The sequence below is a fragment of the Amycolatopsis sp. WAC 04169 genome, assembly GCF_003947535.1.
Classification (GTDB): Bacteria; Actinomycetota; Actinomycetes; order Mycobacteriales; family Pseudonocardiaceae; genus Amycolatopsis; species Amycolatopsis keratiniphila.
Window position 1 is genome coordinate 428523 of record NZ_QHJI01000009.1, and the last position, 26188, is coordinate 454710.

Here is a 26188-nt window from a genome sequence, read left to right on the forward strand (position 1 = left end):
TAAGGGCGGGAGGCCCCCGGACACATCCGGCACGGGACCCATATTTCCCTTAGGGGAGTGCTACTCGCGACGGATGCTCTCACCCATCTTGAGGACGACGCCGCTGGCTATCGCACCGGGGATCCCCTGGTCCGCCAGTACCAGAAGGACGTGGTAGCGGCCCGATCCGGGCAGCGCGCGCAGCGGGAGGGCGATCGCGGTGATCGCGACCGAAGGCGCCGGGCACGGCCCGTCCGGCGCGGGGACGACGGTGGTGGTCACGGCGGTGGCGGTCGTCCCGCCGTCCAGGACGGGTACCGGCCCGGCCTTGCCGATCTCCGTCTTCGGGCCGTGTCCGTACGCCGCTTCGGCCCAGCGGATGGTCGTTTCCTCGGCGGCCTGGGCGAGGCCGCCGACCTCGCCCTCGTCGATGGTGGTGAACCCCGCCATCGCGCGCGCCGAGAGATCGGAGCCGGGGCAGAAGGCGTGCCGATACCGCGCGACGCCTTGCAAGGTGAGGAGATCGCCGGACGGGGTCTCGTAGCCGATGGCGACGTCGGGCTCTTCGAGTTTCCAGTCCGGTGGGACGTCGTAGACGAGCGGGTGATCGTCGGACAGCACCGGTTGCCAGCCCGCGATCACGGGCTTGATCCGGGTGGCGGGCACCGGGTCGGGCAGGACGAGATCGTGGGCGGACGGCGGCGGGGGCGCGGTCTTGGCCTGATACGTGGCGATGGTGCCGACGGCGAGGACGAGGACCAGCCCGAGGATCCCCAGCGTCGGCCTGAGACGCAGGCGACGGCGCGGCGGAACGGTGTCCCGGACGACCGGGAGCGGCAACGTCTGTTCGGCCTCGGTTTCGAGCGGTTGCCCGGTGAGCGGATCGACGAACCACTGCCGAGGTTCGTCGATCCGCCCACCGGGGCCGGTCATTGCTGAGGCCTCAGACTCGCGAGGATCTTCTGGGCGTCCGCCTCGGTCAGCGCGTCCGGGGTGCCCTGGTCGATGGCCATGACGAAGCAGATGGTCTGGTCGCCGGATTTGAACGCGGCGGAGGTGACCTTCACGCTCGGGGCGCGGCATTCCTCGGTTTCGGCCGGGGTGAACGTCCCGGTCGAGCTGACCGCCTGGATCGAGCCGCCCGCGATCGGCACCTGCGTGATGTCGGGCAGCGGGACTTCGGGCTTGCCGGTGGCGGCCTGGATCCAGAGCCGGACGGCGCCGCGGGCGGCGTTCTCGACCGGGATCTGGTCGGCGGTGGCGAAGCCGACGACACCGCGGTTCGACCCGCGGACCTCCGGGCAGGCGCCGAGTTTGTACGTCGACGCCTCGTGGATGACCATCTTGAATTCGCCCTCGTTGTAGCCGACGATCTGGCCCGGCTCGGTCTCCCAGCCCGACGCGGGCAGGTCGTAGGCGGTCTTGTCCTTGACCGACAGGATCCCCTGCCAGCCGGGCGTCGTCGAGGGCACTTTGTTGTCTTTCGGCGCGCCGCTGCTCGACGACGGCGGTTTCGTCGCCGAGGACGACGACGGCGGCGGCGCGGGCGCGGAGGAGGACGGCGGTGCCGCCTGAGGCTGCGGCTCTTCGCCGTCACGCAGGACGAAGAAGAGCGTGGCGCCGACGGCGATGACCAGCACGAGCGCGCCGAGGCCGATCCACAGGCCCTTCTTGCCGCCCTTGAGCGGCTCCGGCGCGAAACCCTGGTACGTCTGCTGCGGGAACTGCTGGAACCCCTGCTGCTGGTAACCCTGGTACTGCTGCTGGGGATCCTGCGGGTATCCCTGCTGCGGTGGGTACTGCTGATAGGGCTGCTGCGGTTGCTGCTCCGGCCAGCCGTTGCCGCCGCCTGGGTATGCCATGAAACGAGCTTAGTTGGCGCCTCCGAGCACGGCCGCACGCACCGCTACCAGGTCGGACAGGTCGCCGAGCACGGTGTGCGCGCCCGCGTCGGCCAGTTCCTCGGCGCTGAACTGCCCCGTCGCCACGGCCACCGCGACGGCGCCGTTGTCGAGCGCGGCACGCACGTCGTCCGGGGTGTCGCCGATGACGACGACCGACTCGGGCGCGAATTCGGTGCCGTGTTTCGCCGAAGCGTGGCCGACGGCGGCGGGCACCAGATCGGGCCGGTGCGCCGAGAGCGAGCCGTAGCCGCCGATCTCGAAGTCCACGTGCTCGTGCAGATCGAACGCGGTCAGCTTGTGCACCGAGATCTCCGGCAGATTCCCGGTGACCAGTGTCTGGACGATGCCGCCGTGCGTGGCGAAGGCGTTCAGCGCGTCTTTGGCGCCGGGGAGCGCCCGGCCGCTCGAAGACAGGGTCGGGGCGTGGCTTTCGGAGACCGCGATCAGCGCGAGCCACAGCTTGCGCACGTTCTCCTCGGTGGGCTCGACGCCGTGCGAGGTCAGGATGTCCGCGCTGATGGCGCGTTCGGTGCGGCCGCCGAAATTCGGCAAGGCCCGCAGTTCGACGCCGGCGACCTCGGCGAGCGCGGTCGTGTACCAGGCGGCGCCCACGCCGCGCAGGTCCACGAGGGTCTGGTCGATGTCCCACAGCACGAGCCGATGCGGAGTAGTCACGCGATCGACGGTACCGGTGAGCTTATTCAACGTCTGTTGACTTCTTTGCGGACGAGGCCTACCTTGGCAGCTAATTCAACAAGCGACGAATAAATGGAGGACGGTCATGTCGAACCGTCGCCCCGCCGGGGCCTTCGCCTTGCTAGCCGCTGTGGCCGGTGCGCTGGTCGCCGCCGTACTCGGCTTTCTCACCTTCGGCGCGCAGGCCACCGTCGCGCCCGACGGTCTCCCGCTCGCCGTGGCCGCGCCCCCGGGACCGCTCCAGGCGGCCGCGAACGGGATCGCCTCCCATGGCGGAGGTCAGGTCTCGTGGCGGGTGACCTCACCCGAGGAAGGCCGGAAACTACTGGAGGACAAGGAGGTCTACGGTGTCCTCGAACTTCCGTCGACGGTCGTGCTCTCCGGGGCGGTGAACCCGTCCGGGACGCAGATCGCGCAGCAGGCGCTGACCGGCGCCGCGCAGGCTCTCGGCGGGACGCCGAAGATCGAAACACTGCATCCGGCCAGCGCGGCCGACCGGGTCGCGCCGCTCGCACTGAGCGCGCTGGCGTGGGTCGGCTGCCTGATCGCGGGCGCCGTGCTGGTGCTGGCCGGACGGCGGATCGGCCGGGATGCGGGAGCCGCCGCGCGACTCACACAGATCGTTTCGGCGGGTGTGCTGGTCACCGCCGTGCTGGCCGGGTTCCTGAAACTGTGGGACTCCGCGCTCCCGCTCGGCTGGGACGTCCTCGGCTTCCTTTTCCTGGCCTCCACCGGATTCGCCGCCCTGCAGACCGGGCTGCTGAGGCTGCTGGGGGTGCGGGCGATGGCGATCCTCGGCCCGCTGTACCTGGTCGCGCCCGCCGTCGCGGGCCAGGTGCCGGAACTGCTGAACCCCGCGTACCGCGCGGTGCTGTGGTCGTGGACGCCGTTCCGGTTCGCGGCGGAAGGGCTCCGGAGCCTGTTGCAGGGCGTGCCCGGTGCGCCGGACGTCGCGACCGGGGTGTGGGTGCTCGCCGGGCTGCTCGTGGCAGGACTGGTGCTCGCGCTGTGGCCGGGCCGGTCAGCCCTCCAGCAGGCTGAAACGGACACGCCGGACCGGGTTGTCCAGGTTGGTGTCCACTAGGCAGACCGACTGCCAGGTGCCGAGCGTCATCACCCCGCCGAGCACCGGGATCGTCGCGAACGGCGGCAGCAGCGCGGGCAGGACGTGGTCACGGCCGTGACCGGGACTGCCGTGCTGGTGCCGCCAGCGGCCGTCGCGGGGGAGCAGGTCGTCGAGCGCGGTGAGCAGGTCTTCGTCGCTGCCCGCACCGGTTTCGAGGATCGCCAGCCCGGACGTCGCGTGCGGGACGAAGACGTGCAGGATCCCGTCCTCGGCGTCCGCGTCGCGCAGGAAGGCTTCGGCGTCCTTGGTCAGGTCGTGCACCACGGCCACGCTGCCGGTGCGCACCTCGATCTCCGTGGAGTACATGCTCTTCACGGTAGTGCCCCGAAGCGCGCGACGTAGTGCCAGACGCGTTTGAGGGCCTGAGGGTCGAGGTGCCGGGCTTCGCCGAGGACGCGTGGGTCGAGGTGGCCGTCTTCGGCCAGCGACCGGCCGAGTTCGACGAATTCGGCGCCGCGGTACGCCGGGTGCCGTTCGAGTTCTTCGATGGACAGGCGGAAACCCGGATGCCATTCGACCGGGCAGCCGAGCCGTGAAGCGGCCTTCTCCACGTCGGTGCCGCGGTGGCTCGGGTCGAGAACCAGGGCTTCGACGTCCTTCGCGAGGTTCACCGGGCCGTGGACGTGCGCCTCGATGTAGTCGTCGAGCAGATCGGTGTCGTCTCGGGACGCCAGTTCGATCAGTGCGGAAACCCTTGTGCCGTAGCCGAAATCCGCCGGATTCAGCACGCTGTCCGGATAGCAGAACGTCGTCCTGCCGAGGGTGTGCGCGGCCATGCGGAAATGGGCGGAGCCGAATCTCGGTGCGCCGCCGGCCGGGCGGTGGCGGAAGTTCAACGCGCCGTACTTCGGCCGTTCGGCCGCGGGCGCGTCGTCGTAGGCGCCACCGAACATCCGGCTTTCCCAATGCCAGCGGTCTCCGCCGGGCCGCGCGGTGAGCCCGCCGTTGCTCGTCCCCGTTTCGAACTGGTTGCGGTAGAAGCCGTCTTCGGCCATCGCTTCGAGCAGCGGACGTCCGTCCACTGTGGATCTGTCCGGGTGGAAGTGCAGTGTCACCGGCAAGCCGGCCTCGTGCCCGCCGCGTGCTTTCGCCGCGACGTACGCGAGGGCCCGGGACCGCATCCTCCGAGTATCAGGCGTGGCGCCGGGCGAGCGCGACCAGATATCGGACCGGTTCCCCGGTCGGATTGACGTAGGCGCAGGGCTGCGGGGTGCCGAGCTGCAGGCAATCACCCGCGTCGAGTTCGTGCTCGACGTCGCCCTCGCGGAACCGCAGATGCCCTTCGAGCACCCAGATCTGGTGATGGGTCAGCACGTAGGTGTGGGCGGGGAAGGCGACCTCGGCGCCCGCGGGCAGCACGACCTCGACCAGTTCCAGCGGCCCGCCGAGCGAAGGCGAGACCGCGCGGCGCACGTACCCGGTGTCAGGGTCGGTCCAGATCGGCTGATCGGCGGCGCGCACGAGCCGCCGGTCGCCGTGTTCGGCGCGCGCGATCAGCTCGGACAACGTCATGCCGAGCGCGGCGGAAAGCCTGCTGAGCAGGACCGCCGTCGGCAGCGCCTCGCCGCGTTCGATCTTGCCGATCATCGCCCTGGACACGCCCGAGGACTCGGCGAGGGCGTTGGCCGAAAGGTTCTGATCGAGCCTCGCGGACTGGAGCGTCGCGGCGAGCGACGCGGACAAGGGATCCGACATGCTGCTTACTATAGTGGCAGCCTCGGTTACTATCGTCGCCATGGTGATCAGGGAAGCGACGGAAGCCGACGCGACGGCGTGCGCGGAGATCTACGCGCCGTATGTCACCGACACGGTGATCTCGTTCGAAACCGAGCCGCCCAAGCCGGGCGAGATGGCCGAACGCATCGCCAAGGCGCAGCGATCACACGCCTGGCTCGTGCTCGAAGACGACGAAGGTCGCGTCGTCGGCTACGCCTACGGAGGCCCCTTCAGTGGCCGGCCGTCGTATCGCTGGTCTTGCGAGGTCAGTATCTATCTGGAGCTCGGCCGCCGGAGGACCGGCGGCGGGCGCGCGCTCTATCAGGCGCTGCTGGACGAGCTGACGTCGCGCGGCTTCCGGAACTTCTGCGCCGGGATGGTGCTGCCGAACGACGCGAGCGCCGGGCTGCACCGCGCGCTGGGCTTCGAGCCGGTAGGGACGTACCGGCGGATCGGATACAAGCACGGGGCTTGGCGGGATGTCGCGTGGGTACAGCTGTGCCTGCCCGAGCCGGACGGGGTTCCGGTGGAGCCGCGGTAGTGGCCTTTCGCGCAGTAAAGTCGCCGACGTGACAGTGATCCTGGTGACCGGTATGTCCGGCACCGGTAAGTCGACAGTCCTCGAAGCGTTGTCCCACAGAGGTTTCCGCACCGTCGACACCGACGTCGGCGGTTGGATCGCCGAGGAGCCGGGCGGGGAACCTCAATGGCGTCCCGGCCGTATCGACGCTCTCATCGCCGAGCACGAACGTTCCCGGGAGCCGCTCTTCCTCGCCGGGACCGTCTGGAACCAGCAGGACTTCTATCCGCGCTTCGACCACATCGTCCTGCTCAGTGCCCCGCTGGACGTCATCCTCGGCCGCGTCGCGACCCGCGGCGCCAACCCCTTCGGCAAGATCCCCGAAGAGCGCGCGCGAATCATCGCCGACACCGAAGAGATCGAGCCTTTGCTGCGGGAGTCGGCCACCGTCGAGATCGACACCAGGCGGCCACTCGCGGACGTCGTCGCGGAGCTGGAAACCCTGGTCTAGGACTCCAAGTACCGCAGCACGGCCAGAACCCGCCGGTTGTCCCCTTCGGACTGTGGCAGCGCCAGCTTCCCGAAGATGCTCGACACGTACTTCTCCACCGAGCCCGCCGAAAGGAACAGCGCCGCCGCGATGGCCGAGTTCGACCGGCCCTCGGCCATCAGGCCCAGCACCTCACGTTCCCGCGGCGTCAGTCCCTCGAGCGCGTCCGTCTTCCGGGTGGCGGTGAACAGCTGGCTGACCACTTCCGGGTCGAGCACCGTCTCACCCTCGGCCACCCGGCGAAGCGCGTCGAGGAAGTCCGACACCTCCGCGACGCGGTCCTTCAGCAGGTAGCCGACGCCGCCCGCGCGATCGGCCAGGAGCTCCGTCGCGTACTGCGTCTCGACGTACTGCGAGAACAGCAGGATCGCGCACCCCGGCAGTTCCGCGCGCAGCGCGATGGACGCGCGCAACCCTTCGTCCGTGTGCGTCGGCGGCATCCGGATATCCACAATGGACACGTCCGGCCGATGTTCGCGAACCGCCGCGCACAGACTGTCTCCGTCGGCGACGGCCGCGACGACCTCATGCCCCCGAAGGTTCAGCAGTTCGACGAGCCCCGCCCGGAGGATGGCCGAATCCTCCGCGATCACGACGCGCACGCCGCCCCCTATTTCCGTAATGGTATTACCGCGCTGATCACCGTAGGCCCTCCCGGAGGGCTGTCGATGTCGAGCCCGCCGTCCACCGTCGCGAGCCGCTCGGCGATCCCGGCGAGCCCTCCGCCGCGTACCGGCCGGGCCCCGCCTTCGCCGCCGTCGCGCACCACGAGCCGCAGGTCGTCGTTGACGATACCCACGTCGACCTCGATCGCGGAGGAAGTGTGCTTGGCGGCATTCGTCAGCAGTTCGGCGACGGTGAAGTAGGCGATGGTCTCGATCGACGGGGACGGCCTGCTCGGCAGGTCCACGGTGATCCTCGCGTCGATACCCGAGCCCGCGGCCAAAGTGGACAGCGCGACGTCGAGGCCGGCGTCGAGCGCGGCGGGATGGATGCCGCGGGCGAGGTCGCGAAGTTCGACGAGTGCCTGTTTCGCGTTGGCGTGAGCGGCGTTGACCAGGGCGGTGACCTGCTCGAGGTCGCCGTCGCCCGCCAGCTCGTCCTTCGCGATGCCGAGCTTCATCGCCAGCGCGACCAGCTGCGCCTGCGCGCCGTCGTGCAGGTCGCGTTCGATCCGGCGCAGCCGCCGGGTCGCGTCGTCGACCGCGGTCGCGCGGCTGCGTTCGAGGTCGCGCACCCGTTTCGAAAGGTCCTCGGCGCCGAGGACACCGCGCACCAGGAGCCGGTCGAACTCGGTGAGACCGCGAACCACCCACGGCATCGCCAGCAGCACGGCCAGCCCGGTGACGGCGAGCGGCAGGGTGAGGGGCCAGGTGTCGACGCGCAGATCGAACGTCGGCATGGCCTCGCCGTTCAGGGTGAACCAGAACAGCGGATAGCTCAGCGTGCTCACCGCGTACACGAACAGGCTCGCGACCAGGAAGAACTCGATCACCGACAGCGGCAGCCGGATCACCAGATAGGCGATCGACCGCCAGCCGAGCGGATCCCCGAGCCTGCCTTTGACGCCGTTCCAGAGGCCCGGCCGCAGTTCGGGCCGGGCGGGTGGGGTGACCGTCGTCCCGAGCAGCGCACGCGCCAGGCCGATGTGGGCGATGCCGATCAGCCTCGCGCCCGCCAGGACGCCGATGAGCACCGGGACCCCGATGGTCAGGAGGCTCAGGCCCGCCCCGAGGAGCAGCCCGACGACCACGAGCACCGCGAATACCAGCGTCAGCGGCGCGCCGATGATCACCCACGCCAGCTCGCCCCAGTACGCGCGGTTCAGCTGTGCGTTGAGGACGCGTCCAGGCAGGGCGAGGCGGGTGATCACGGCTTCAGCTTGCCGTGGCCACCCGCCTCGTGCCCATCCAGGTTTCCCTAGTCTTCGCGACCACCCCGACCCACTCAGTACCGGTGCGCCCTTGCCGCCCCAAGTACATGAAGGGGGCCTTCATGTACTTGGGAAGGTCGAGTTTCCTCGGAGCAGCCGTGAAGGACTCCTTGAGGGACCCAGAGTCCCTCAAGGAGTCCTTCACGGACCGCGCGATACGGGCTCAGACGCGGTGGGTACCTCTAATCCGAATCGCCGTTCACGACCCGGTTCTCGTCCGCCTGCGCCCGCTGGGACGCCTCACGCATCTCGATGACGTCCGTCAGCCAGTCGCCGGTCTCGCGGGCGATGTCCCGGATCGCGCCGGTGATGATCGTCGCGATGTTGCCGATATGGGTGGCCGCGGACTCGGTGACCTCTTGGACCACGTCCTTGGTGCTTTCGAACTGACCGACCATGTCAGACACCTTAAGCCGCTCGGAGGGTCTTGTCGCTCTCCACGGTAGCCGCGGTCCGGGGTTCGCCGTTCCACGGAAGGGCCAGTTTCACGATCTTCTTGGCCACCGAGAACAACTGCTTGTGCAGCGGGCCCGTGTTGTACGGCAGGCCGTACTTCTCACAGATCGCCCGCACCTCGCCCGCGATCTCCGGGTAGCGGCGCGCCGGGATGTCCGGGAACAGGTGGTGCTCGATCTGGTGCGAGAGGTTCCCGGTCATGATGTGGAACAGCTTGCCGCCGGTGATGTTCGCCGAGCCCAGGATCTGCCGCAGGTACCACTGGCCACGCGACTCGTTCTCGGTCTCCTCCTCGGTGAAGCTCTCGACGTCGGCGGGGAAGTGCCCGCAGAAGATGATCGAGAACGCCCAGAGGTTGCGCGTCAGGTTCGCGGTGGCGTTACCGAGGAAGGTGAGCGGCGCGAGCGGACCGGTCAGCAGCGGGAAGAGCACGTAGTCCTTGCCGACCTGGCGGCCCGCCTTGCGCACGATCTTCCGCAGCACCGGCTTGTTCTCGGCCCAGGTGCGTTCGCCCTTCGCGACCCGGTCGACCTCGAGGTCGTGCAGCATGACGCCCCACTGGAAGAACAGCGCGAGCAGCGTCGCGTACACCGGGTTGCCCAGGTAGTACGGGTTCCACTTCTGCGCCGGGTCCATCCGCAGGATGCCGTAACCGATGTCGCGGTCCTTGTCGAGGATGTTGGTGTAGGTGTGGTGGATGTAGTTGTGGGAATGGCGCCAGTTCTCCGAAGGCGCGACGGTGTCCCACTCGAACTGCTGGGAGCTCAGGGCCGGGTCGCGCGTCCAGTCGTACTGGCCGTGCATGACGTTGTGGCCGATCTCCATGTTGTCGAGGATCTTCGCCACCGAGAGCGCGGCGACGCCGGCGACCCAGGCGGGCGGGAAGAAGCCGGCGAACAGCAGCCCGCGGCCGGCGACCTCGAGCGCGCGCTGGGTCTTGATGACGTTGTGGATGTAGTCGACGTCCACCTGGCCGAGGTCGGCGACGATCCGCTGCCGGATCGCGTCCATCTCGCGGCCGAACTCCTCGACCTGTGCCGGGGTCAGCTTGTCCTGCAAGCCGGTCATGGCCTGCTCCTTTCTAAGCGTTGATCTCGACGTCCCCGACCGGGACGGAGATGCAGAGCTGGATCTCTTCGTTCTCTTCGCTGGAGGTCTCGCCGGTCTTGGCGTTGCGCACGCAGCCGGAAGTCTTGATCTGCGTGCAGGAGAAGCAGATGCCCATGCGGCAGCCGTGTTCCGGGCTCAGCCCGGCATCTTCGGCCTGCTCCAGCAACGGTTTCCCGGAGTTGGCGAACTCGCGGCCGCTGCGGGCGAAGCGCACCTGCCCTTCGGCGTTCTCGGTGTCGAAGGTGAGCGCGGGCGGCGTGAACTCCTCGGTGTGCAGATGTGCACCCAGACCGTCGGCCTCGAAGACCTCGCGGACCGAGTCCATCAGCGGCTTCGGGCCGCACAGGAAGGTTTCGGCGTCGGGGTACCACGGAGCGGCCTCCGCGAGGTGCTCCTTCGAGAAGAACCCGTGCAGGTCGCCGCCGGCTTTCGCGTGAGTGAACGCGTGTACCACCCGCAGGCCGGGAAGGCGGCGGGCGAGGTCGGCGAGTTCGGTGCGGTAGAGGGCGTCTTCGGCGCCGTTGGAGTAGTGCAGGAAGGCGAGATCGCCCTCGTACTTCTCGTCGGCCAGCGTGCGCAGCATCGACAGGACGGGCGTGATCCCGCTTCCGCCGCTCAGCAGCAGGATCCGCCGCGGCCTCGGCGAAGGCAGGGTGAACTCACCGTCCGCAGTGGACAGTCCGAGGACCGAGCCGATGGTGACCGTGCGGTTCAGGTGGCGCGAGACGAGCCCCTGCGGGTCGGCCTTGATGGTCAGTTCCAGTGATCCGTCGTGCTCCGAACCGGCGGGCGAGTAGCAGCGGGTGCGGCGGACGCCGTCGATCTCGACGGTCACCCGCACGTACTGGCCCGCGAGGTGGCCGCGCCAGGCCCGGCTCGGCCGGATGGTCAGCGTGACCGTGTCGGGTGTCTGCCGCCGGACGCCGGTGACCTGGCCGCGGATCTCGCGGCGGACCAGCATCGGGTCGACGAGTTCGAGGTAGCGGTCCATGCCGTGGGGCGTGAGCAGGGCCTCGGCCAGCGAGGCCAGCCGCCTGGCCCTGCGCGGTACCAGTGCCGTCATCACTTCTCCCGAATTCAGTGAACGCTTGTACACTGAATAGTGAAGTGGTGAAGATCCCGCTTGTCAACGCGAGAGGACGGCGATGTGACGTGGGTGATAGCGCGGAGGCGATTACGCTGTCCGTCGTGACAACCGAGCCCGTTTCCCGGCAGGAACGCAAGCAACGCACCCGGCAGGCATTGCTGGACGCGGCGCTCGACCTGGTCGCGGAACGCGGGTTTTCCGGGCTCAGCCTGCGGGAGGTCGCGAAACAGGCCGGGATCGTGCCGACGGCGTTCTACCGCCATTTCGCGTCGATGGACGAGCTCGGCGTGGCGCTGGTCGAGGAGTCGATGCGCACCCTGCGCACGATGATCCGCTCCGCGCGCACGAGGCCGTCGGCGTACAACGACATGATCCGCTCGTCGGTGCGCATCCTGCGCGAGCACGTGCGGGCGCACGAGGACCATTTCCACTTCCTGACCAGGGAGCGTTACGGCGGCACCGGCCCGGTCCGGCAGGCGATCGGCTTCGAACTCAAGCTCTTTGTCAGTGAACTCGCCGTCGACTTGGCGCGCTTCGACTTCCTCCGCGACTGGAGCACCGAGGATCTGCACCTGCTCGCCGACCTGATCGTGACGACCATGCTCACGACGGTGCTGGAGCTGCTCGAAACACCTTCGCGTGACGACGAGATCGTGCGCACGGCCGAACGGCGGCTGCGGCTGATCTTCCTGGGCGTGCCGAACTGGCGCAGCGTTCCATGATGCGGAAACCGTTGCCATAGCGCGCATATGACGTCGCGCACCTGGATCGATGGCTGGATCGATCGTGATGAGTGATGTCACGGAAAGATGCCGTCCGGATACGTTCAGCCAGGAAAGTTGTCGGCCGGGCGTGGTAAGAAGTGCGGGTTCGTGTGGTCCTCTCCAGCGAGGAGGTCGCCTGTGGCGGCAGAGAACGAGCAGCTCACGGTCGGCGTGGTCCGGGAAACCGGACAAGGTGAACGTCGCATCGCGCTGGTACCGAAACTCATCGAGCGCGTCTCCGGACGCGGGCTGCGGGTGGTGGTCGAGCCCGGCGACGGCGCCGGCGCGCTGCTCGCCGACGAGACCTTCGAGCAGGCGGGCGCGGTGATCGGCGATCCGTGGGATGCCGACATCGTGGTGAAGGTGGCGCCTCCGAGCGCGGCCGAAGTCGCGAAGCTCAAACAGGGCACCATCCTCATCGGCTTCCTGAATCCGAGGGGTGATCCCGACGGGATCGCCGCACTCGAAGCGGCGGGCGTCCGCGCCTTCGCCGTAGAGGCGATCCCGCGGATCTCCCGCGCGCAGGCGATGGACGCGTTGTCGTCGCAGAGCAGTGTCGCGGGCTATCGCGCAGTCCTCCTCGCCGCGGAAAAGCTCACCCGCTTCTTCCCGATGCTCACCACCGCCGCCGGAACCGTGCCACCGGCCAAGGTGCTCGTGCTCGGCGCCGGTGTCGCGGGGTTGCAGGCCTTGGCGACGGCGAAACGGCTCGGCGCGCAGACCACCGGATACGACGTCCGGCCCGAGGTCGGCGAGCAGGTGAAGTCGCTCGGCGCGAAGTTCCTCGACCTCGGCATCGAGGCGGTCGGCGAAGGCGGGTACGCCCGCGAGCTGACCGACGAGGAAAAGGCCGAGCAGCAACGCAGGCTCACCGAGGCGATCACGAAGTTCGACGCCGTGATCACCACCGCGCTCGTCCCCGGCCGCAAGGCGCCGGTCCTCGTCACCGCCGACGCGGTGAAGGGGATGCCCGCCGGCGGGGTCGTGGTCGACCTCGCGGGTGAATCCGGCGGCAACTGCGAGCTGACGAAGCCGGGCGAGGAGGTCGTCGAGCACGACGTCACCATCTGCTCGCCGCTCAACCTCGCCGCGGAGATGCCCGCGCATTCCAGCGAGCTCTACGCGCGCAACGTCACCGAGTTGCTGGAACTGCTCGTCGACAAAGAAGGCAAGCTCGCGCTCGACTTCTCCGACGAGATCGTCGCCGGGGCCTGCGTCGCCGGAAAAGAAGAAGGAGGCGAGTGATGCTCGTAGGCAGCCTGGCGATCCTCGTACTCGCCGGATTCGTGGGTTTCACCGTCATTTCGAAGGTGCCCAACACCCTCCACACCCCGCTCATGTCGGGGACCAACGCCATCCACGGCATCGTCCTGCTCGGCGGGCTGATCGTGCTCGGCCTCGGGGTGGACGGCGTGCTGAACAAGGTCCTGCTGGTGATCGCGATCGCCTTCGGCACGATCAACGTGGTCGGCGGCTTCCTCGTCACCGACCGGATGCTCTCGATGTTCAAGGCGAAGAAGCCGGAAGACGGTGGTGACAAGTGACGACCTTCATCGCCGTCCTCTACATCATTTCCTTCGCACTGTTCATCTACGGCCTCATGGGCCTGACCGGTCCGCGCACCGCGGTGCGCGGCAACTGGATCGCCGCCGTCGGCATGGGCATCGCCGTCATCGCGACGCTGCTGACGCCGGGCATGGGCAACTGGCTGCTCATCGCGCTCGGCGTGGCGATCGGTGTCGTCGTCGGCGTGCCGTCCGCGCGCAAGGTGAAGATGACCGCGATGCCGCAGATGGTGGCGCTGTTCAACGGCGTCGGCGGCGGGGCGGTCGCGCTCATCGCGTGGGTCGAGTTCCGCACCACCGAGGGCTACGCGCACGAGCCGGCGTACGTCGCGATCGCGTCGTTGTTCGCCGCGATCGTCGGGTCGGTGTCCTTCTGGGGCTCGAACATCGCGTTCGGGAAACTGCAGGAACTCATCTCCGGCCGCCCGATCACCCTGGGCAAACTGCAGCAGCCGGTGAACGCGCTGGTGCTGATCGCCGCGATCGTGCTCGCGGTCGTCATCGCGAGCGGCGGCGACGCCGAACTGCTGATGATCGGCCTGCTGGTCGCGGCGGGCATCCTCGGCGTGGTGGTCGTGCTGCCGATCGGCGGCGCGGACATGCCGGTCGTCATCTCGTTGCTCAACGCGCTCACCGGTTTGTCTGCGGCGGCCATGGGTCTCGCGCTCGACAACACCGCGCTGATCGTGGCGGGCATGATCGTCGGCGCCTCGGGTTCCATCCTGACGAACCTGATGGCGAAGGCGATGAACCGGTCGATCCCGGCCATCGTCGCAGGCGGGTTCGGCGGCGGCACGGCGGTCGCGAGCGGCGGCTCCGGCGAGGCCCGGCCGGTCCGCAGCACGAGCGCGTCCGACACCGCGATCCAGATGGCGTACGCCAACAAGGTCGTGGTCGTGCCCGGGTACGGCATGGCCGTCGCGCAGGCGCAGCACGTCGTCCGCGAGATGGCGAAGTTGCTGGAGGCCAAGGGGATCACGGTCGCGTACGCCATCCACCCGGTGGCGGGCCGGATGCCGGGGCATATGAACGTGCTCCTCGCCGAGGCCGACGTCCCGTACGAGCAGCTCAAGGAAATGGACGAGATCAACTCCGAGTTCGCCCAGACCGACGTCGCGCTGGTGATCGGCGCGAACGACGTCACGAACCCGGCCGCGGAGACCGATCCGGGCTCGCCCATCTACGGGATGCCGATCCTCAAGGTGAACCACAGCCGGTCGGTGATCGTGCTCAAACGCGGGATGAGCTCGGGCTTCGCCGGCATCGACAACGAGCTCTTCTACGATGCGAAGACAAGCATGCTCTTCGGCGACGCCAAATCGTCGGTGGGCGAGATCGTGGAGGAACTCAAAGCACTGTGATCGGTCCCTCGGAAGTCGTCGCCTCGTTCGACGACCCGGCCGACAACCTCGCGTTCGACGAAGCCCTCCTGCGCGCCGCACCGGAGGCGCCGGTCCTGTGGATCTGGCGCAACACCGACTGTGTGGTCGTGGGGCGGGGGCAGAAGATCGAACGCGAGGTCAAGGCCGACGTCTGCGCGAGCGACGGTGTCCCGGTGCTGCGCCGGGCCAGCGGTGGCGGCACCGTGTTCCACGATCCCGGCAATCTCAACATCACGCTGGTCCTGCCGGGGCCGTCGGACAGACCGCTCGAAGCGCTCGGTGAACTGATGACCGCGACGGTGGCCGAACTCGGGCTGCCGTCGCGGCTCGGTGATCGAGGGCTGTTCGTCGGTGACGCGAAGCTGTGCGGTTTCGCCGTGTTCCGGACGAGAACGGGCTTGCTCGCGCATTCCACCCTGCTCGTTTCGACCGCAGCCGAGCGGGTCGGTCGGTACCTCACTTCGGCACCCGCGGATCCCCGGCCGCTCGACTCCCATCGGAGCCGGGTCGCGTCGCTCGCCGAGCATGGCCTGCGTAAAGGTGTTGCCGACGTCACGGCCGCCGTCCGCGTGGCGGCGGCCGCGCAACTGGGTGAACTCTCCACCCGGAAGCCCTCGGACGAGGAGCTGGAGTGGCACCGCTCGCTCCAGCACACGCGGTACCACTACCCGGAATGGCACGCCGAGGGCGCTCAGCGTAAATAGACCCGAAAACGAAAAGGCCCTTTCGCGAATATCGCGAAAGGGCCTTTTCGATGAATTACTTTTCGGTGGCCGAGAAAGTGACGGCGGGCACCTTGCGAGTGGCGCGCGTGGTCTTCTTCGGCTCGGCGGCCTTCTTCGCCGGAGCCTTTGCCGCGGCCTTCGGCGCCGCCTTGGCGGCGGTCGTCTTCGCGGCGGCTGCCTTCGGAGCGGCCTTCGTGGCCGTCGTCTTGGTGGTGGCCTTCGCCGCCGTCTTGGCCGGGGTCTTCGCCGCGGCCGCGGCCTTCGCGCGACCGGCCGGAGCCTTGGCCGCCGTGGTCTTCGCCGCCGCGCCGCGGGTGGTCTTGGCCTTGGCCGCGGTGGCTTTCGCCGTGGTCTTGGCGGGGGCCTTGGCCTCCGTCTTGGGAGCGGCGGCCTTCTTGGCGGCTGCGGGCTTGCGGCCGGCGACACCCTTGGCGGCGGGCTTGCGGCCCGGCTTCGCGGCCGTCTTCGCTTCGGCCTTCGCCGCGGTGGCCGCGGTCTTCGGGGTCGACTTCGACACCCGCGTGCCCTTGGGACGCTGCACGACCCGCGGCCGCAGTTTGCGTCCGCCGATCCGGCGGCCGTTCTCCACGTAGGCACGCAGGATTTCCCGGAGTGCGGTGGCGTTGTCGGCCGAAAGGTCGATGTCGTAAGCGATTCCGTCCAAACCGAAAGCGACCGTTTCCTCGGCCGCCTCGCCGGTCAGATCGTCCAGCAAATGCACAGCAGTGTTCCTGGCCATGAAAAAACCTCCCGCGCTCGATCGTTCTACTGCGTAACCGGCACGGTGAAACCTGACCCGCGGCTATGACTCACGCAGCGACACGAGGATAGCGGCAGGTTGCGCGAAGCTGCGCGGTGGTGTGCGCTGAATGCATGTCAGCACAGACTTTTGACGTGATCGTGATCGGAGGCGGCCCCGTCGGCGAGGTCGCCGCCGAACGGGCGGCACGAGGCGGCCTTCGGGTCGCGCTCGTCGAACACGAACGCTTCGGCGGCGAATGTTCTTACTGGGCCTGCATTCCGAGCAAGGCGCTGCTGCGGCCGGGCAACCTCCTCGCCGCCGCCAAACGGGTCCCCGGCGTCCCGGTGGGCGACAAGATCGACCCGGCCGAGGTGTTCGCGCGCCGGGACTGGTTCACCGGCAAGGGAGACGACACCGGACAGGTCAAGTGGGCCGAAGGAGCCGGGATCGTCCCGATCCGCGGGCACGGCCGGATCACCGGTGAGCGGAAGGTCACGGTCGACGGGGGTGACGAGCTGACCGCCCGGCACGCCGTGATCATCGCCACGGGCAGTGTCCCGCGGACGCCGTCGATCCCCGGGCTGGACACGATTTCCCCGTGGGGATCGCGTGAGGCGACCTCGGCGGAAACGGTTCCGCGCCGCCTCGGCGTACTCGGCGGCGGGGTCGTCGGAGTCGAAATGGCGCAGGCCTTCGCCACGCTCGGCGCCGAAGTCCACTTGATCATCTCGGGCGAGCGGCCCTTGCCGCGGCTGCCGGAATTCGCGGGTGACGCTGTCATCGCGGGGCTCCGCGAAGCCGGCGTCACCGTGCACACCGGCTCCGGACTCGACTCCGTGTCCGCTGTGGACGGTGGTAAGGAACTGGCACTGAAGGGCGGCGACCGGTTGGTCGTCGACGAACTGCTCGTCGCCACCGGCCGCCGCCCGGCGACCGACGGACTCGGCGTGGAGACGGTGGGGCTCGAAGCGGGCGCGCCCCTCACGACCGACGACAACGGCCGTGTGTCCGCTGTGGACGGTGACTGGCTGTTCGCCGTCGGGGACGTCACCGGCCGCGCGCCGCTGACCCATCAGGGCAAGTACGCGGCCAGGGCCACGGGTGACTCGGTGGCCGCGCAGGCGGCGGGCAAACCCGTCGACTCCGCCGCGTGGAGCGCGCACAGCGCCACCGCCGATCACCACGCCATCCCGCAGGTCGTGTTCACCGACCCGGAGGTCGCTTCGGTCGGGCTCGCCGGACCCGAGGAGGGCAAACCGCATCGCGTCGTCGACATCGACATCGCGGTGGCCGGTTCGTCGCTGCACGCGGACGGTTACGCGGGCAAGGCGCGCATCGTCGTCGACACCGAACGCGACGTCCTGGTCGGCGCGACCTTCGTCGGACAGGACGTGGCCGAGCTCCTGCATTCGGCGACGATCGCGATCGTCGGCGAGGTCCCGCTGCCGAGGCTGTGGCACGCGGTCCCGTCGTTCCCCACGATCAGCGAGGTGTGGTTGCGCCTGCTGGAGGCGTACGGGCTCTAGCCGTTGACGGGCAGTTCGAGCGCGGCCTTCGCGCCGCGGACGAGGCCGGGATCGTCCGGAGTGGACGGTCCCGGCAGCCATACGACCTGGATCAACCGGACCGACTTCCCGTCCAGGCTGCTCTGGTAGGCGGCGCCTTCGAACACGGGCACTTCGCCCTGCCACTGGTTGGTCTCGGTGGCGAGATCGAGGATGCCGCCACCGCCGGGGTTGTCGGCGATGGCCTTGAACGCGCTCGCCTGCGCGGCGTTCGGGAATTCCACGACGGCGATCGTCACCGCCGCGGCCCGGCCGTCGATGGAACTGGCGAAGCTGGCCCGTTTCACCGCCGAGCAACTCGTCTGCTGGAGGCTCGACTGGACGTCGCCGTACGCGTGGGACGCGCATTTCTGGTCCGCGGCCGACGCCCGCGAGGTGAACTGGATGTTCTCCACCGCGCTGCTGCTCGGCGGCGGGGGACTGGTCGCCGCGGTCGGCGGCGGGGGAGTCTGCGTGGACGCGGTGTCGTCACCGCCGGAAGCCACGCTGATGGCCGCCACCAGCAGCACGATGAGCAAGCCGATCGCGGCGACCGGAAGCCACTTCACCGTCTTGGACTGCCGCGAAGGCTTAAGGGTGGGCTCGGCGGGCGAGGGAGCGGCGGCCGCGGCCGGCGGCGGGGTCTGCCGGACCGGGGGAGCGGGCTTCGCGGGAGCGGCCTGCTGAACGGGCGGAGCGGGCTTGGCGGGAGGAACGGGCGGCACGGCCGGTTTCGCCGGTCTTTTCGCCTTCCCCGGATGCTGGACCGGAACCGTCGGCGCGATCGCGACGAGCGGGTTCTCGCGGATCACCGTCGGCTCGTCGTCGGAGAAAGCGCTGAACCCTTCGCCCAGCAACATCTCCTCGGGCATCGGCGGCGCGTCCGGGGCGAGCGCGGCGATCAGGTCCCGCGCCTGCTGGACCGAGCGGGGGCGGGGCGCGGTGGCGAGGGAGACCGTCGCGGCGAGCATCGTCGTCGCCGTCGGATACAGGACGCGGACCGAACCGGCGAGATCCGCTGCGGGCTGGTCGACCGTCTCCACGTAGGGGCCGACGGCGATGATCGTGCCGATCGGCCCGGCGCCGGGGGCGACGTCCGCGATCTTGTGCGTGCACGCGGCGGACAGCGAGAGCGCGTCCGTGGCCGGGTTGATCGAGGTGTCGCCGTGGACCAGCGGCCAGCCGTCGGCCTTCCACGGTCCGCCGAGCGGGGCTTCGAGTTTCAGTGCCGGGTCCGGCAGGTCGACACCGATGACGATGAGGACACCTTTCGGCATGACCACGACGGCTTCGACGGGGCGCCCCTCGACCGGGCTGGCGCCGATCAGGGCGACCCCGCCGACGACGTTGCTGCCCCGGCCGAGTGAAGCCAGCGCGGCGCGGACGTCCTCGGCCACCCGGGACGGCTGTTGAGCGAGGCGAACGAGTCGCACCGAACCCCTCCCCATCTCGTCGGTCTCGGTGCACAAACTAGCGCCTCCATCCGTCCATCCATGCCCCCGCCACCTCCCTCAAAGGTGGCGCTTCGCGCCGCTGTGCCGATTCGAGGAGCGACACGTCCCAGGTAGGCGCCGTGATGTTGCTCCGAAAAGTTGTAATGCACGTGAGCACCGTCACCCGTCCGGGTGGTACTCGTTGGTAGGTGACAGTTCCTTGCCCCCTGTCACCAGGAGAAACGCAATGGCCGTATCTGGACCCTGGCGTCGACGTGCCGCACTCGTCGTCGCCCTGCTCGCCGTCCCGGCCGCGGGGATGGTCCCCGCGCAGGCCGCGGGACCGTCGGCACCCGTCGCCCCCGGACTCGCCCGCCTCCTTTCGGCCGTCACCGGCACCGCCGGGGTGACCGCGCTCGTGCACGCCGACGACGTCGCCACCGCCGAACGCGCCGCCCGCTCGGCCGGGCTCACGAAGATCACCTCGTTCGGCAAGATCGGCGTCGTCGCCGTCCGGGGCACCGCCGACCAGGTGCGCGCGGTGCGCGACGCCGCCGGGGTCACCTACGTCGAAGGCAATGAGAAGCTCAAGGCGCACGGCAGTGCCGGCACGACGGCGACGCGGAGCCTCCAGACGCAGACGCAGCTCAAGGACGCCGGTGGCGCTCCCGTGGACGGCAGGGGCGTCTCCGTCGCGATCATCGACACCGGGGTCGACCCGACGCATCCGGCCTTCAAGGGCGCCGACGGCAAGACACGGGTGGTGCGCAACCTCAAGAGCCTCTGTCTCGACGGCACGGCGACGAACTGCATCGTCGACGTCCCGACCTCCGTCGACACCGACACCCTGTCCCTGGGCGGCCACGGCACGCACGTCACCGGCATCGCCGCCGGCAACCGGCTGACGCTGACCGACGGCACCAAGGTCGGCGGCTCGGCGCCGGGCTCGAAGATCGTCTCGGTCTCGACCGGGGCCGCGCTGCTCGTCCTCGGCACGGACGCGGCGCTGAACTGGGTGCTGGAGAACCACAAGGCGCCGTGCGGCGCGGGTGTCGCGGCGTCGGTGTGCCCGCCGATCAAGGTGACCAACAACTCCTACGGTCCCAGCGGCGGTGGCGCCTTCGACCCGAACTCGGCGACGGTGAAGCTGCAGCGCGCGCTCGCCGCGGAAGGCGTCGTCACGGTGTGGGCGAACGGGAACGACGGCGGCGACGGTTCGGCGAACCTTTCCAACCCGCCGGGGCAGGACCAGACGCCGGGCGTGCTTTCGGTGGCGTCGTTCAACGATCAGGGGACCGAAACCCGTGACGGCACGGTCTCCGACTTCTCGTCGCGTGGTCTCAAGAGCAGCCAGTCGAGCTGGCCCGACGTTTCCGCGCCGGGGGAGAACATCCTGTCGTCGTGCCGGCCGACACAGCCGATCTGCACGCAGGGCCTCCAGCCGAAGAACGGGCCGGGACTCCTGGATCTCGCCACCTACAACGTGATCAGCGGGACTTCGATGGCGGCGCCGCAGATCACCGGGATCGTCGCGCAGCTGTTCCAGGTCGCGCCGAACGCGAGCCCCGCCGAAATCGAGGCCGCGATCAAGGGCACCGCGTACAAGTTCGCCGACGGCTCGCCGTACGTGGCGGCCGGGCCGTACACGTCGAGCTTCGACAAGGGCACGGGTCTGGTGGACACCTTCGCCGCGGCGAAGTCCCTCGGCGCCCAGGGCTGAGCCAAGTCCGTGAAGGCCTCCTTCCCTACCCTCGAAGTAGGGAAGGAGGCCTTCACGGCATGGGGGCACAAATGCCGTCCCCGGGTTAACCCGCGTGAAGGGATCTTTTCTTCGGCTCAGCCGAAAGAAGGGGGCCTTCGCAGGAGTCTCGCGTCCCAATCAGGTGCGACTTGTGGTGTTCATGTGGCCAAACAGCACAGTTGGGGTGCACAATGTGCTCACGCGTACCGGGAGGCGGCACGAGCCACCTGACCAGCGCAGCTCGCGAGGTCGTAGGGGAAGACGCCCCTCGTCGAGTAGCGGAGGTCAGCAGTGAGCACCCGTGGCAACACCCGTGGCGTGGTGTACGTCCACTCGTCGCCGTCTGCGGTGTGTCCGCACGTCGAGTGGGCCATTTCGGGCACCCTGGGTGCCCGAGTCGAGTTGAAGTGGACGGCGCAGCCCGCCAGTCCAGGACAGCTCCGCGCCGAATGTGGTTGGCGTGCGCCTTCGGGCACCGGCGGAAAGCTGGCGTCCGCGCTCAAGGCGTGGCCGATGATCCGGTTCGAAGTCACCGAAGAGCCCAGTGCGGGGGTCGACGGCGAGAGGTTCTGTTTCGCTCCGGGCCTCGGCCTGTGGCACGGCAGGACCAGTGCCAACGGCGACATCGTCGTGGGCGAGGACCAGTTGCGCGCCCTGGTGAGCAAGGTCCGCTCCGGCGAATCGCTGGCGCACAAGCTCGACGAGCTCCTCGCCGCCAATTGGGACGAAGCGCTCGAACCGTACCGGCACGCCGGTGACGGCGCCCCGGTCACCTGGCTGCACCAGGTCGGGTAGACGCCGGTGATGACGGAAGAGGCGGGCGGCTAACCTTTCAGGGTGACCGCCCAGCCTCGCCCCCTCTCTCGCCAGCGGTGGCTGATCCCCGTCATCGTGGTCGTGATCTCCCTGACCGTCGGCGTGGGGTTGCTGGCACGCGATCTCTACACGCGCCCGGAGGCCGAGCCCACCGAGCCGGTCGTCAGCGAGTCGCCGACGTCGGTCGCCCCGGAGCAACAACCCGGTTCCCCGGTCGTCGAGGTGACCCCCGACGTCTTCGCGCATCCGCAGTACCAAAGCGTCCGGCAGGTGCTGCAGGGATATTTCGACTCTATCAACGAGCGTGACTATCCGAAGTGGACATCGGTGGTCAGCCGTGACCGGGCCAAGACCAAGACCTCGGCGGAGTGGAAGAAGGATTTCCAGTCCACTCGGGACGGCAGCATCCTCGTCTATCGCGTCGAGCCGGGCGCACCTGGCACGCTCCGGGTGCTCGTCGCCTTCACCAGCACGCAGGACGTCGAAGACGCGCCGGTGTACCTGCCGGAGGGGTGCATCCGCTGGCGGCTGGTGCTGCCGCTGCGACTGGAGAGCGGGTCGTGGCGCGTCGACACGACCGACGGCGGCACCAACCCCGAACACGAAAGATGCTGAAGTAAGGGGCGACATGGTCCCCGAGGCTGACGCGGGTATGGGCCGGGCGGAATAGAGTCGCGGGCATGGCAATAGATCAGCCGGCCCTGCTGACCGACGCCTCGAGGGGGCTCACCAGCGAAGAGGTCGCCCAGCGGGTGGCCGCGGGCCAGACCAACACGGTCTCGACGAAGACCAGCCGGACCACCGGCGAGATCATCCGTGCGAACGTCTTCACCCGGATCAACGCGATCTACGGCGTGCTGTTCGTGCTCATCCTGTCGACGGGTTACTTCATCGACGGGCTGTTCGGCGGGCTGATCATCGTCAACAGCGCGGTCGGCATCATCCAGGAGCTCCGGGCGAAACGGACCCTGGAACGGCTCGCGATCGTCGGGCAGGCGAAGCCCACCGTGCGCCGCGACGGGCAGAGCACCGAGATCGCCCCGGAAGACGTCGTGCTCGGCGATCTCGTCGAGCTGGGGCCGGGCGACAAGATCGTCGTCGACGGCCCGGCGCTGACGGCCGACGCGCTGGAGGTCGACGAGTCGCTGCTGACCGGTGAATCCGATCCGGTGGTCAAGCAGCCGGGGGACAAGGTGCTCTCCGGCAGCTTCGTCGTCGCGGGCAGCGGCACGTACCGCGCGGACATCATCGGCGACGAGTCCTACGCGGCGAAGCTGGCCGCGGAGGCCAGCAAGTTCACCCTGGTGAAGTCGGAGCTGCGCCAAGGCATCGACAAGATCCTCAAGTTCATCACGTACCTGCTCATCCCGGCGGGCGCGCTGACCATCTACAACCAGCTCGCGGGCGATCAGGCGTGGCCGGACGCGCTGCGCGGCATGGTCGCGGCGCTCGTGCCGATGGTGCCCGAGGGCCTGGTGCTGATGACCAGTGTCGCGCTGGCGGTCGGCGTCATCCGGCTGGGCAAGCGCCAGTGCCTGGTGCAGGAACTCCCGGCCATCGAAGGCCTCGCCCGGGTCGACGTGGTGTGCGCGGACAAGACCGGCACGCTCACCGAGAACGCGATGCGGCTTTCCGAGGTCCGGGAGATCACGCCGGGCCATCCGGTGGACGAGGCGCTGGCCGCGCTCGCCGCCGCCGATCCCCGCCCGAACGCGAGCCTCCAGGCGATCGCGGAGGCGTACCGGACCGATCCGGGCTGGCGGGTCACCACCACGATGCCGTTCTCCTCGGCGCGCAAGTGGAGCGGTGCCTCGTTCGGCGATGACGGCGACTGGGTGCTCGGCGCGGCCGACGTCCTGCTGCCCGAGGGGGAGCACCGGGCGGAGGCCGAGAAGATCGGCTCGCGCGGCCTGCGTGTCCTGTTGCTGGGCCGTGCCGAACGGGCCGTCGACGCGGACGAAGGCCCCGGTGACATCGAGCCGGTCGCGCTCGTGGTGCTGGAGCAGAAGGTCCGCCCCGACGCGAAGGACACTTTGGACTTCTTCGCGCACCAGGACGTCGCGGTCAAGGTCATCTCCGGTGACAACGCCATCTCGGTGGGCGCCGTCGCGGGCACCCTGGACCTGCCGGGCGCGGACAAGCCCATCGACGCGCGGAAGCTGCCGGAGGACGCCGAAAAGCTGGCCGACACCGTGGAGGATCGCGCCGTCTTCGGCCGCGTGACGCCACTGCAGAAACGCGCGATGGTCGGTGCATTGCAGTCGAAGGGGCACACCGTCGCGATGACCGGCGACGGCGTGAACGACGTCCTCGCGCTGAAGGACGCGGACATCGGCGTCGCGATGGGCGCCGGCAGCCCGGCCACCCGCGCGGTCGCGCAGATCGTGCTGCTGGACGACAAGTTCGCCACCCTGCCGCACGTCGTCGCCGAGGGGCGGCGGGTGATCGGCAACATCGAGCGCGTCTCGAACCTGTTCCTCACCAAGACGGTCTACTCGGTGCTGCTGGCGCTGATGGTCGGCATCGCGCAGGTGCCGTTCCCGTTCCTGCCACGGCACATCACGATCACCGCGTGGTTCACGATCGGCCTGCCCGCCTTCGTGCTCTCGCTGGCGCCGAACAACGAACGCGCCCGCACCGGCTTCGTCGGCCGGGTGATGCGGATGGCCGTCCCGGCCGGGCTGGTCATCGCCACCGCGACGTTCGTGAGCTATCTGCTGGTGTACAAGGGATCCGGGCAGTCCGAACTGGACAAGATCCAGGCGGGGACGACGGCGCTGATCACCCTCATCACGATCGCGCTGTGGGTGCTCGGGATCGTCGCGCGGCCGTACCGGTGGTGGAAGATCCTGCTGATCGGCGGGATGGTCGTGCTGACCCTCGCGCTGTTCCTGATCCCGTTCACGCAGAAATTCTTCGCGCTGGACCCGAGCGTGAGCGCGTACACGCTGTCGGCGTTCGCCTGTGCCGGGGTGGGGATCGTGCTGGTGGAGATCGCCTGGTGGGCCGGACGGCATCTGGTCAAGCGCCAGGAGGCTTGATCGTCACGCGGGCCCGAAATACGTGAAGGCCCCCTTCACCGCGCTAGACGCAGTGAAGGGGGCCTTCACGTACTGAAATCAGGCCGCCGGGGTGAACAACAGCGCCGTGTTGTGCCCGCCGAAGCCGAACGAGTTGCTGATCGCCGCGCCCAGCTCCACCTTGCGAGCCTCACCGGAGACGACGTCGAGCTGCACCTTCGGGTCCAGGTCCTCGAGGTTCAGCGTCGCCGGGATGAGCCCGTGGTAGATCGCCAGGATCGTGGCGATGCCCTCGACCGCGCCCGCACCGCCGACCAGGTGGCCGAGCGCGCCCTTGGGAGCGGTCACCACGACGTGCTCGCCGATGGCGTTGCGGATCGCCGCGGCTTCGCCGACGTCGCCGACGACCGTCGAGGTCGCGTGCGCGTTGACGTGGCCGACGTCGGTCGGGGAGACCCCGGCCATCGTCATCGCCTGCCGCATGGCGGCGATCTGGCCGACGCCCTCCGGGTGGTTGCCCGTGATGTGGTAGGCGTCCGAGGTGATCCCGTACCCGCTCAGCTGCGCGTAGATCCGCGCGTTGCGGGCCTTGGCCCGGTCCGCCCGCTCCAGGATCACGACACCGGAGCCCTCGCCGAGGACGAAACCGTCACGGTTCACGTCGAACGGCCTGGACGCCTTGGTCGGGTCGTCGTTGCGGGTGGACACCGTCCGCGCCTGGGCGAAACCGGCGAGGGTGATCGGGTGGATGCACGATTCGGCACCACCGGCGATCACGACGTCGGCCCGCCCCGAGCGGATCATCTCGTAGCCGGCGGCGATGCCTTCCGCGCCCGACGCGCAGGCCGACGCGGGCGAGTGCACACCGGCACGCGCCTTCAGGTCGATCCCGACGTGCGCGGCGGGGCCGTTCGGCATCAGCATCGGCACGGTCAGCGGGGAGACCTTGCGGAGTCCCTGCTTGTGCAGAAGGTCGTTCTGGGAGATCAGGGTGACCGGACCGCCGACACCGGTACCGATGGTCACCCCGAGGCGCTCGGGTTCCACATCCTGATGCTCGTCGGTCGGCTGCTCGAAGCCCGCGTCCGCCCAAGCCTGGCGGGCGGCGATCAGCGCCACCTGCTCACAGCGGTCCAGCCGCCGGGCCTGAACCCGCGGCAGGACTTCGGACGGGTCGACGGCGAGCATGGCGCCGATCTTCACCGGCAGTTCGAGTTCGTCGACCCAGTCGGCTTCGATGCGGCGGATCCCGCTCGCCCCGGCGAGCAGGCCGTCCCACGTGGACGCGACGTCCCCGCCGAGCGGCGTGGTCGCGCCCATCCCGGTGATCACGACGTCGTTGTTGCTCATTGGAGTCTCCCCAAGGTCGGCGCCAATCA

At 69.1% G+C, this 26188-nt stretch carries 27 protein-coding genes; 13 read left to right on the forward strand and 14 right to left on the reverse strand.

Features of this window, described 5'->3' with window-relative positions; all coding sequences use genetic code 11:
• Nucleotides 1-60: 60 nt before the first annotated feature.
• From DMC61_RS27230 to DMC61_RS27240, 3 genes are read right to left on the reverse strand one after another with little or no spacing between them, the layout of a single operon-like run.
• On the reverse strand, nucleotides 61-912 hold the full coding sequence (locus DMC61_RS27230; RefSeq protein ID WP_125692337.1) for a hypothetical protein: 852 nt from the start codon (nucleotides 910-912) through the stop codon (nucleotides 61-63).
• Complete coding sequence (locus DMC61_RS27235; RefSeq protein WP_125692339.1) at nucleotides 909-1841, reverse strand: hypothetical protein; 933 nt, start codon at nucleotides 1839-1841, stop codon at nucleotides 909-911. The genes DMC61_RS27230 and DMC61_RS27235 overlap by 4 nt, the downstream gene beginning before the upstream one ends.
• Nucleotides 1842-1850: 9 nt before the next feature.
• Nucleotides 1851-2537, reverse strand: coding sequence for an HAD hydrolase-like protein (locus tag DMC61_RS27240; protein ID WP_016336147.1), 687 nt, complete (start codon nucleotides 2535-2537; stop codon nucleotides 1851-1853).
• Between the two features lie 127 nt (nucleotides 2538-2664).
• Between DMC61_RS27240 and DMC61_RS27245 the strand changes: the two genes are divergently transcribed.
• Nucleotides 2665-3663, forward strand: coding sequence for an ABC transporter permease (locus DMC61_RS27245; protein ID WP_125692341.1), 999 nt, complete (start codon nucleotides 2665-2667; stop codon nucleotides 3661-3663).
• On the opposite strand, the gene DMC61_RS27250 is transcribed toward DMC61_RS27245, so the two are convergent.
• The 3 genes from DMC61_RS27250 to DMC61_RS27260 are packed head-to-tail and all read right to left on the reverse strand — an operon-like array spanning nucleotide 3601 to nucleotide 5400.
• Complete coding sequence (locus tag DMC61_RS27250; RefSeq protein WP_007032811.1) at nucleotides 3601-4011, reverse strand: secondary thiamine-phosphate synthase enzyme YjbQ; 411 nt, start codon at nucleotides 4009-4011, stop codon at nucleotides 3601-3603. The genes DMC61_RS27245 and DMC61_RS27250 overlap by 63 nt on opposite strands.
• Before the next feature lie 5 nt (nucleotides 4012-4016).
• Complete coding sequence (locus tag DMC61_RS27255; RefSeq protein WP_199750114.1) at nucleotides 4017-4826, reverse strand: DUF3626 domain-containing protein; 810 nt, start codon at nucleotides 4824-4826, stop codon at nucleotides 4017-4019.
• A 10-nt stretch (nucleotides 4827-4836) separates the two neighbouring features.
• On the reverse strand, nucleotides 4837-5400 hold the full coding sequence (locus tag DMC61_RS27260; RefSeq protein ID WP_125692342.1) for an XRE family transcriptional regulator: 564 nt from the start codon (nucleotides 5398-5400) through the stop codon (nucleotides 4837-4839).
• A gap of 40 nt (nucleotides 5401-5440) precedes the next feature.
• Between DMC61_RS27260 and DMC61_RS27265 the strand changes: the two genes are divergently transcribed.
• Nucleotides 5441-5962, forward strand: a complete 522-nt coding sequence (locus DMC61_RS27265; protein WP_199750115.1) for a GNAT family N-acetyltransferase — start codon at nucleotides 5441-5443, stop codon at nucleotides 5960-5962.
• Nucleotides 5963-5990: 28 nt separating this feature from the next.
• Complete coding sequence (locus tag DMC61_RS27270) at nucleotides 5991-6452, forward strand: AAA family ATPase (protein ID WP_233594962.1); 462 nt, start codon at nucleotides 5991-5993, stop codon at nucleotides 6450-6452.
• Here DMC61_RS27270 and DMC61_RS27275 read toward each other — a convergent pair.
• From DMC61_RS27275 to DMC61_RS27295, 5 genes are all read right to left on the reverse strand, one after another.
• The gene (locus DMC61_RS27275; RefSeq protein WP_125692349.1) at nucleotides 6449-7093 is read right to left on the reverse strand and encodes a response regulator transcription factor; all 645 of its coding nucleotides are present in this window, start codon (nucleotides 7091-7093) and stop codon (nucleotides 6449-6451) included. The genes DMC61_RS27270 and DMC61_RS27275 overlap by 4 nt on opposite strands.
• An 8-nt stretch (nucleotides 7094-7101) precedes the next feature.
• A complete protein-coding gene (locus tag DMC61_RS27280) occupies nucleotides 7102-8364 on the reverse strand; it encodes a sensor domain-containing protein (RefSeq protein ID WP_125692351.1) in 1263 nt (420 codons plus the stop codon).
• 242 nt (nucleotides 8365-8606) lie between these two features.
• Nucleotides 8607-8822 carry a hypothetical protein gene (locus DMC61_RS27285; RefSeq protein WP_016336139.1) on the reverse strand — a complete coding sequence of 72 codons (216 nt, stop codon included), beginning with the start codon at nucleotides 8820-8822 and terminating at the stop codon, nucleotides 8607-8609.
• A 10-nt stretch (nucleotides 8823-8832) separates the two neighbouring features.
• Nucleotides 8833-9948: an acyl-CoA desaturase gene (locus DMC61_RS27290; protein WP_063273127.1), complete on the reverse strand. Its 1116-nt coding sequence runs from the start codon at nucleotides 9946-9948 to the stop codon at nucleotides 8833-8835.
• A gap of 13 nt (nucleotides 9949-9961) precedes the next feature.
• Complete coding sequence (locus tag DMC61_RS27295) at nucleotides 9962-11053, reverse strand: ferredoxin reductase (protein WP_125692354.1); 1092 nt, start codon at nucleotides 11051-11053, stop codon at nucleotides 9962-9964.
• 89 nt (nucleotides 11054-11142) lie between these two features.
• Between DMC61_RS27295 and DMC61_RS27300 the strand changes: the two genes are divergently transcribed.
• From DMC61_RS27300 to DMC61_RS27320, 5 genes are all read left to right on the forward strand, one after another.
• Nucleotides 11143-11799, forward strand: a complete 657-nt coding sequence (locus DMC61_RS27300; protein ID WP_016336136.1) for a TetR family transcriptional regulator — start codon at nucleotides 11143-11145, stop codon at nucleotides 11797-11799.
• A gap of 180 nt (nucleotides 11800-11979) precedes the next feature.
• Nucleotides 11980-13086 (forward strand): Re/Si-specific NAD(P)(+) transhydrogenase subunit alpha, encoded by a 1107-nt coding sequence (locus DMC61_RS27305; protein ID WP_125692356.1) that lies wholly within the window; start codon nucleotides 11980-11982, stop codon nucleotides 13084-13086.
• Nucleotides 13086-13385: an NAD(P) transhydrogenase subunit alpha gene (locus DMC61_RS27310; RefSeq protein WP_016336134.1), complete on the forward strand. Its 300-nt coding sequence runs from the start codon at nucleotides 13086-13088 to the stop codon at nucleotides 13383-13385. The genes DMC61_RS27305 and DMC61_RS27310 overlap by 1 nt, the downstream gene beginning before the upstream one ends.
• Nucleotides 13382-14767, forward strand: coding sequence for an NAD(P)(+) transhydrogenase (Re/Si-specific) subunit beta (locus DMC61_RS27315; protein WP_016336133.1), 1386 nt, complete (start codon nucleotides 13382-13384; stop codon nucleotides 14765-14767). The genes DMC61_RS27310 and DMC61_RS27315 overlap by 4 nt, the downstream gene beginning before the upstream one ends.
• Complete coding sequence (locus DMC61_RS27320; protein WP_125692358.1) at nucleotides 14764-15492, forward strand: lipoate--protein ligase family protein; 729 nt, start codon at nucleotides 14764-14766, stop codon at nucleotides 15490-15492. The genes DMC61_RS27315 and DMC61_RS27320 overlap by 4 nt, the downstream gene beginning before the upstream one ends.
• Nucleotides 15493-15547: 55 nt before the next feature.
• On the opposite strand, the gene DMC61_RS27325 is transcribed toward DMC61_RS27320, so the two are convergent.
• The gene (locus DMC61_RS27325) at nucleotides 15548-16252 is read right to left on the reverse strand and encodes a histone-like nucleoid-structuring protein Lsr2 (RefSeq protein WP_125692360.1); all 705 of its coding nucleotides are present in this window, start codon (nucleotides 16250-16252) and stop codon (nucleotides 15548-15550) included.
• 155 nt (nucleotides 16253-16407) lie between these two features.
• Here DMC61_RS27325 and DMC61_RS27330 point away from each other — a divergent pair, with 155 nt between their 5' ends.
• Nucleotides 16408-17781: an NAD(P)/FAD-dependent oxidoreductase gene (locus DMC61_RS27330; RefSeq protein ID WP_199750116.1), complete on the forward strand. Its 1374-nt coding sequence runs from the start codon at nucleotides 16408-16410 to the stop codon at nucleotides 17779-17781.
• Here the strand turns inward: DMC61_RS27330 and DMC61_RS27335 are convergent.
• On the reverse strand, nucleotides 17778-19232 hold the full coding sequence (locus tag DMC61_RS27335; protein WP_199750117.1) for a hypothetical protein: 1455 nt from the start codon (nucleotides 19230-19232) through the stop codon (nucleotides 17778-17780). The two genes, DMC61_RS27330 and DMC61_RS27335, sit on opposite strands and share 4 nt — an antisense overlap.
• Nucleotides 19233-19479: 247 nt before the next feature.
• On the opposite strand from DMC61_RS27335, the gene DMC61_RS27340 reads away from it, so the two are divergent.
• The 4 genes from DMC61_RS27340 (at nucleotide 19480) to DMC61_RS27355 (ending at nucleotide 24830) form a co-directional block, all read left to right on the forward strand.
• The gene (locus tag DMC61_RS27340; RefSeq protein WP_125692362.1) at nucleotides 19480-20952 is read left to right on the forward strand and encodes a S8 family peptidase; all 1473 of its coding nucleotides are present in this window, start codon (nucleotides 19480-19482) and stop codon (nucleotides 20950-20952) included.
• Between the two features lie 312 nt (nucleotides 20953-21264).
• Nucleotides 21265-21768 carry a DUF3145 domain-containing protein gene (locus tag DMC61_RS27345; RefSeq protein ID WP_016336127.1) on the forward strand — a complete coding sequence of 168 codons (504 nt, stop codon included), beginning with the start codon at nucleotides 21265-21267 and terminating at the stop codon, nucleotides 21766-21768.
• A 42-nt stretch (nucleotides 21769-21810) separates the two neighbouring features.
• The gene (locus tag DMC61_RS27350) at nucleotides 21811-22404 is read left to right on the forward strand and encodes a hypothetical protein (protein ID WP_125692364.1); all 594 of its coding nucleotides are present in this window, start codon (nucleotides 21811-21813) and stop codon (nucleotides 22402-22404) included.
• A 65-nt stretch (nucleotides 22405-22469) separates the two neighbouring features.
• A complete protein-coding gene (locus DMC61_RS27355) occupies nucleotides 22470-24830 on the forward strand; it encodes a cation-translocating P-type ATPase (RefSeq protein WP_199750118.1) in 2361 nt (786 codons plus the stop codon).
• A 78-nt stretch (nucleotides 24831-24908) separates the two neighbouring features.
• On the opposite strand, the gene DMC61_RS27360 is transcribed toward DMC61_RS27355, so the two are convergent.
• Entirely contained in the window at nucleotides 24909-26159 is a 1251-nt protein-coding gene (locus DMC61_RS27360; RefSeq protein ID WP_063273135.1) for a beta-ketoacyl synthase, read from the reverse strand.
• Nucleotides 26160-26188 lie beyond the last annotated feature (29 nt).

What these genes read in the sequence shown, in the direction of transcription:
- DMC61_RS27230 (WP_125692337.1), bottom strand. Translation starts at nt 912, where the DNA reads ATGACCGGCCCCGGTGGGCGGATCGACGAACCTCGGCAGTGGTTCGTC.
- DMC61_RS27235 (WP_125692339.1), bottom strand. Translation starts at nt 1,841, where the DNA reads ATGGCATACCCAGGCGGCGGCAACGGCTGGCCGGAGCAGCAACCGCAG.
- DMC61_RS27245 (WP_125692341.1), top strand. Translation starts at nt 2,665, where the DNA reads ATGTCGAACCGTCGCCCCGCCGGGGCCTTCGCCTTGCTAGCCGCTGTG.
- DMC61_RS27250 (WP_007032811.1), bottom strand. Translation starts at nt 4,011, where the DNA reads ATGTACTCCACGGAGATCGAGGTGCGCACCGGCAGCGTGGCCGTGGTG.
- DMC61_RS27255 (WP_199750114.1), bottom strand. Translation starts at nt 4,826, where the DNA reads ATGCGGTCCCGGGCCCTCGCGTACGTCGCGGCGAAAGCACGCGGCGGG.
- DMC61_RS27260 (WP_125692342.1), bottom strand. Translation starts at nt 5,400, where the DNA reads ATGTCGGATCCCTTGTCCGCGTCGCTCGCCGCGACGCTCCAGTCCGCG.
- DMC61_RS27265 (WP_199750115.1), top strand. Translation starts at nt 5,441, where the DNA reads ATGGTGATCAGGGAAGCGACGGAAGCCGACGCGACGGCGTGCGCGGAG.
- DMC61_RS27285 (WP_016336139.1), bottom strand. Translation starts at nt 8,822, where the DNA reads ATGGTCGGTCAGTTCGAAAGCACCAAGGACGTGGTCCAAGAGGTCACC.
- DMC61_RS27290 (WP_063273127.1), bottom strand. Translation starts at nt 9,948, where the DNA reads ATGACCGGCTTGCAGGACAAGCTGACCCCGGCACAGGTCGAGGAGTTC.
- DMC61_RS27295 (WP_125692354.1), bottom strand. Translation starts at nt 11,053, where the DNA reads ATGACGGCACTGGTACCGCGCAGGGCCAGGCGGCTGGCCTCGCTGGCC.
- DMC61_RS27310 (WP_016336134.1), top strand. Translation starts at nt 13,086, where the DNA reads ATGCTCGTAGGCAGCCTGGCGATCCTCGTACTCGCCGGATTCGTGGGT.
- DMC61_RS27325 (WP_125692360.1), bottom strand. Translation starts at nt 16,252, where the DNA reads ATGGCCAGGAACACTGCTGTGCATTTGCTGGACGATCTGACCGGCGAG.
- DMC61_RS27340 (WP_125692362.1), top strand. Translation starts at nt 19,480, where the DNA reads ATGGCCGTATCTGGACCCTGGCGTCGACGTGCCGCACTCGTCGTCGCC.
- DMC61_RS27355 (WP_199750118.1), top strand. Translation starts at nt 22,470, where the DNA reads ATGGCAATAGATCAGCCGGCCCTGCTGACCGACGCCTCGAGGGGGCTC.
- DMC61_RS27360 (WP_063273135.1), bottom strand. Translation starts at nt 26,159, where the DNA reads ATGAGCAACAACGACGTCGTGATCACCGGGATGGGCGCGACCACGCCG.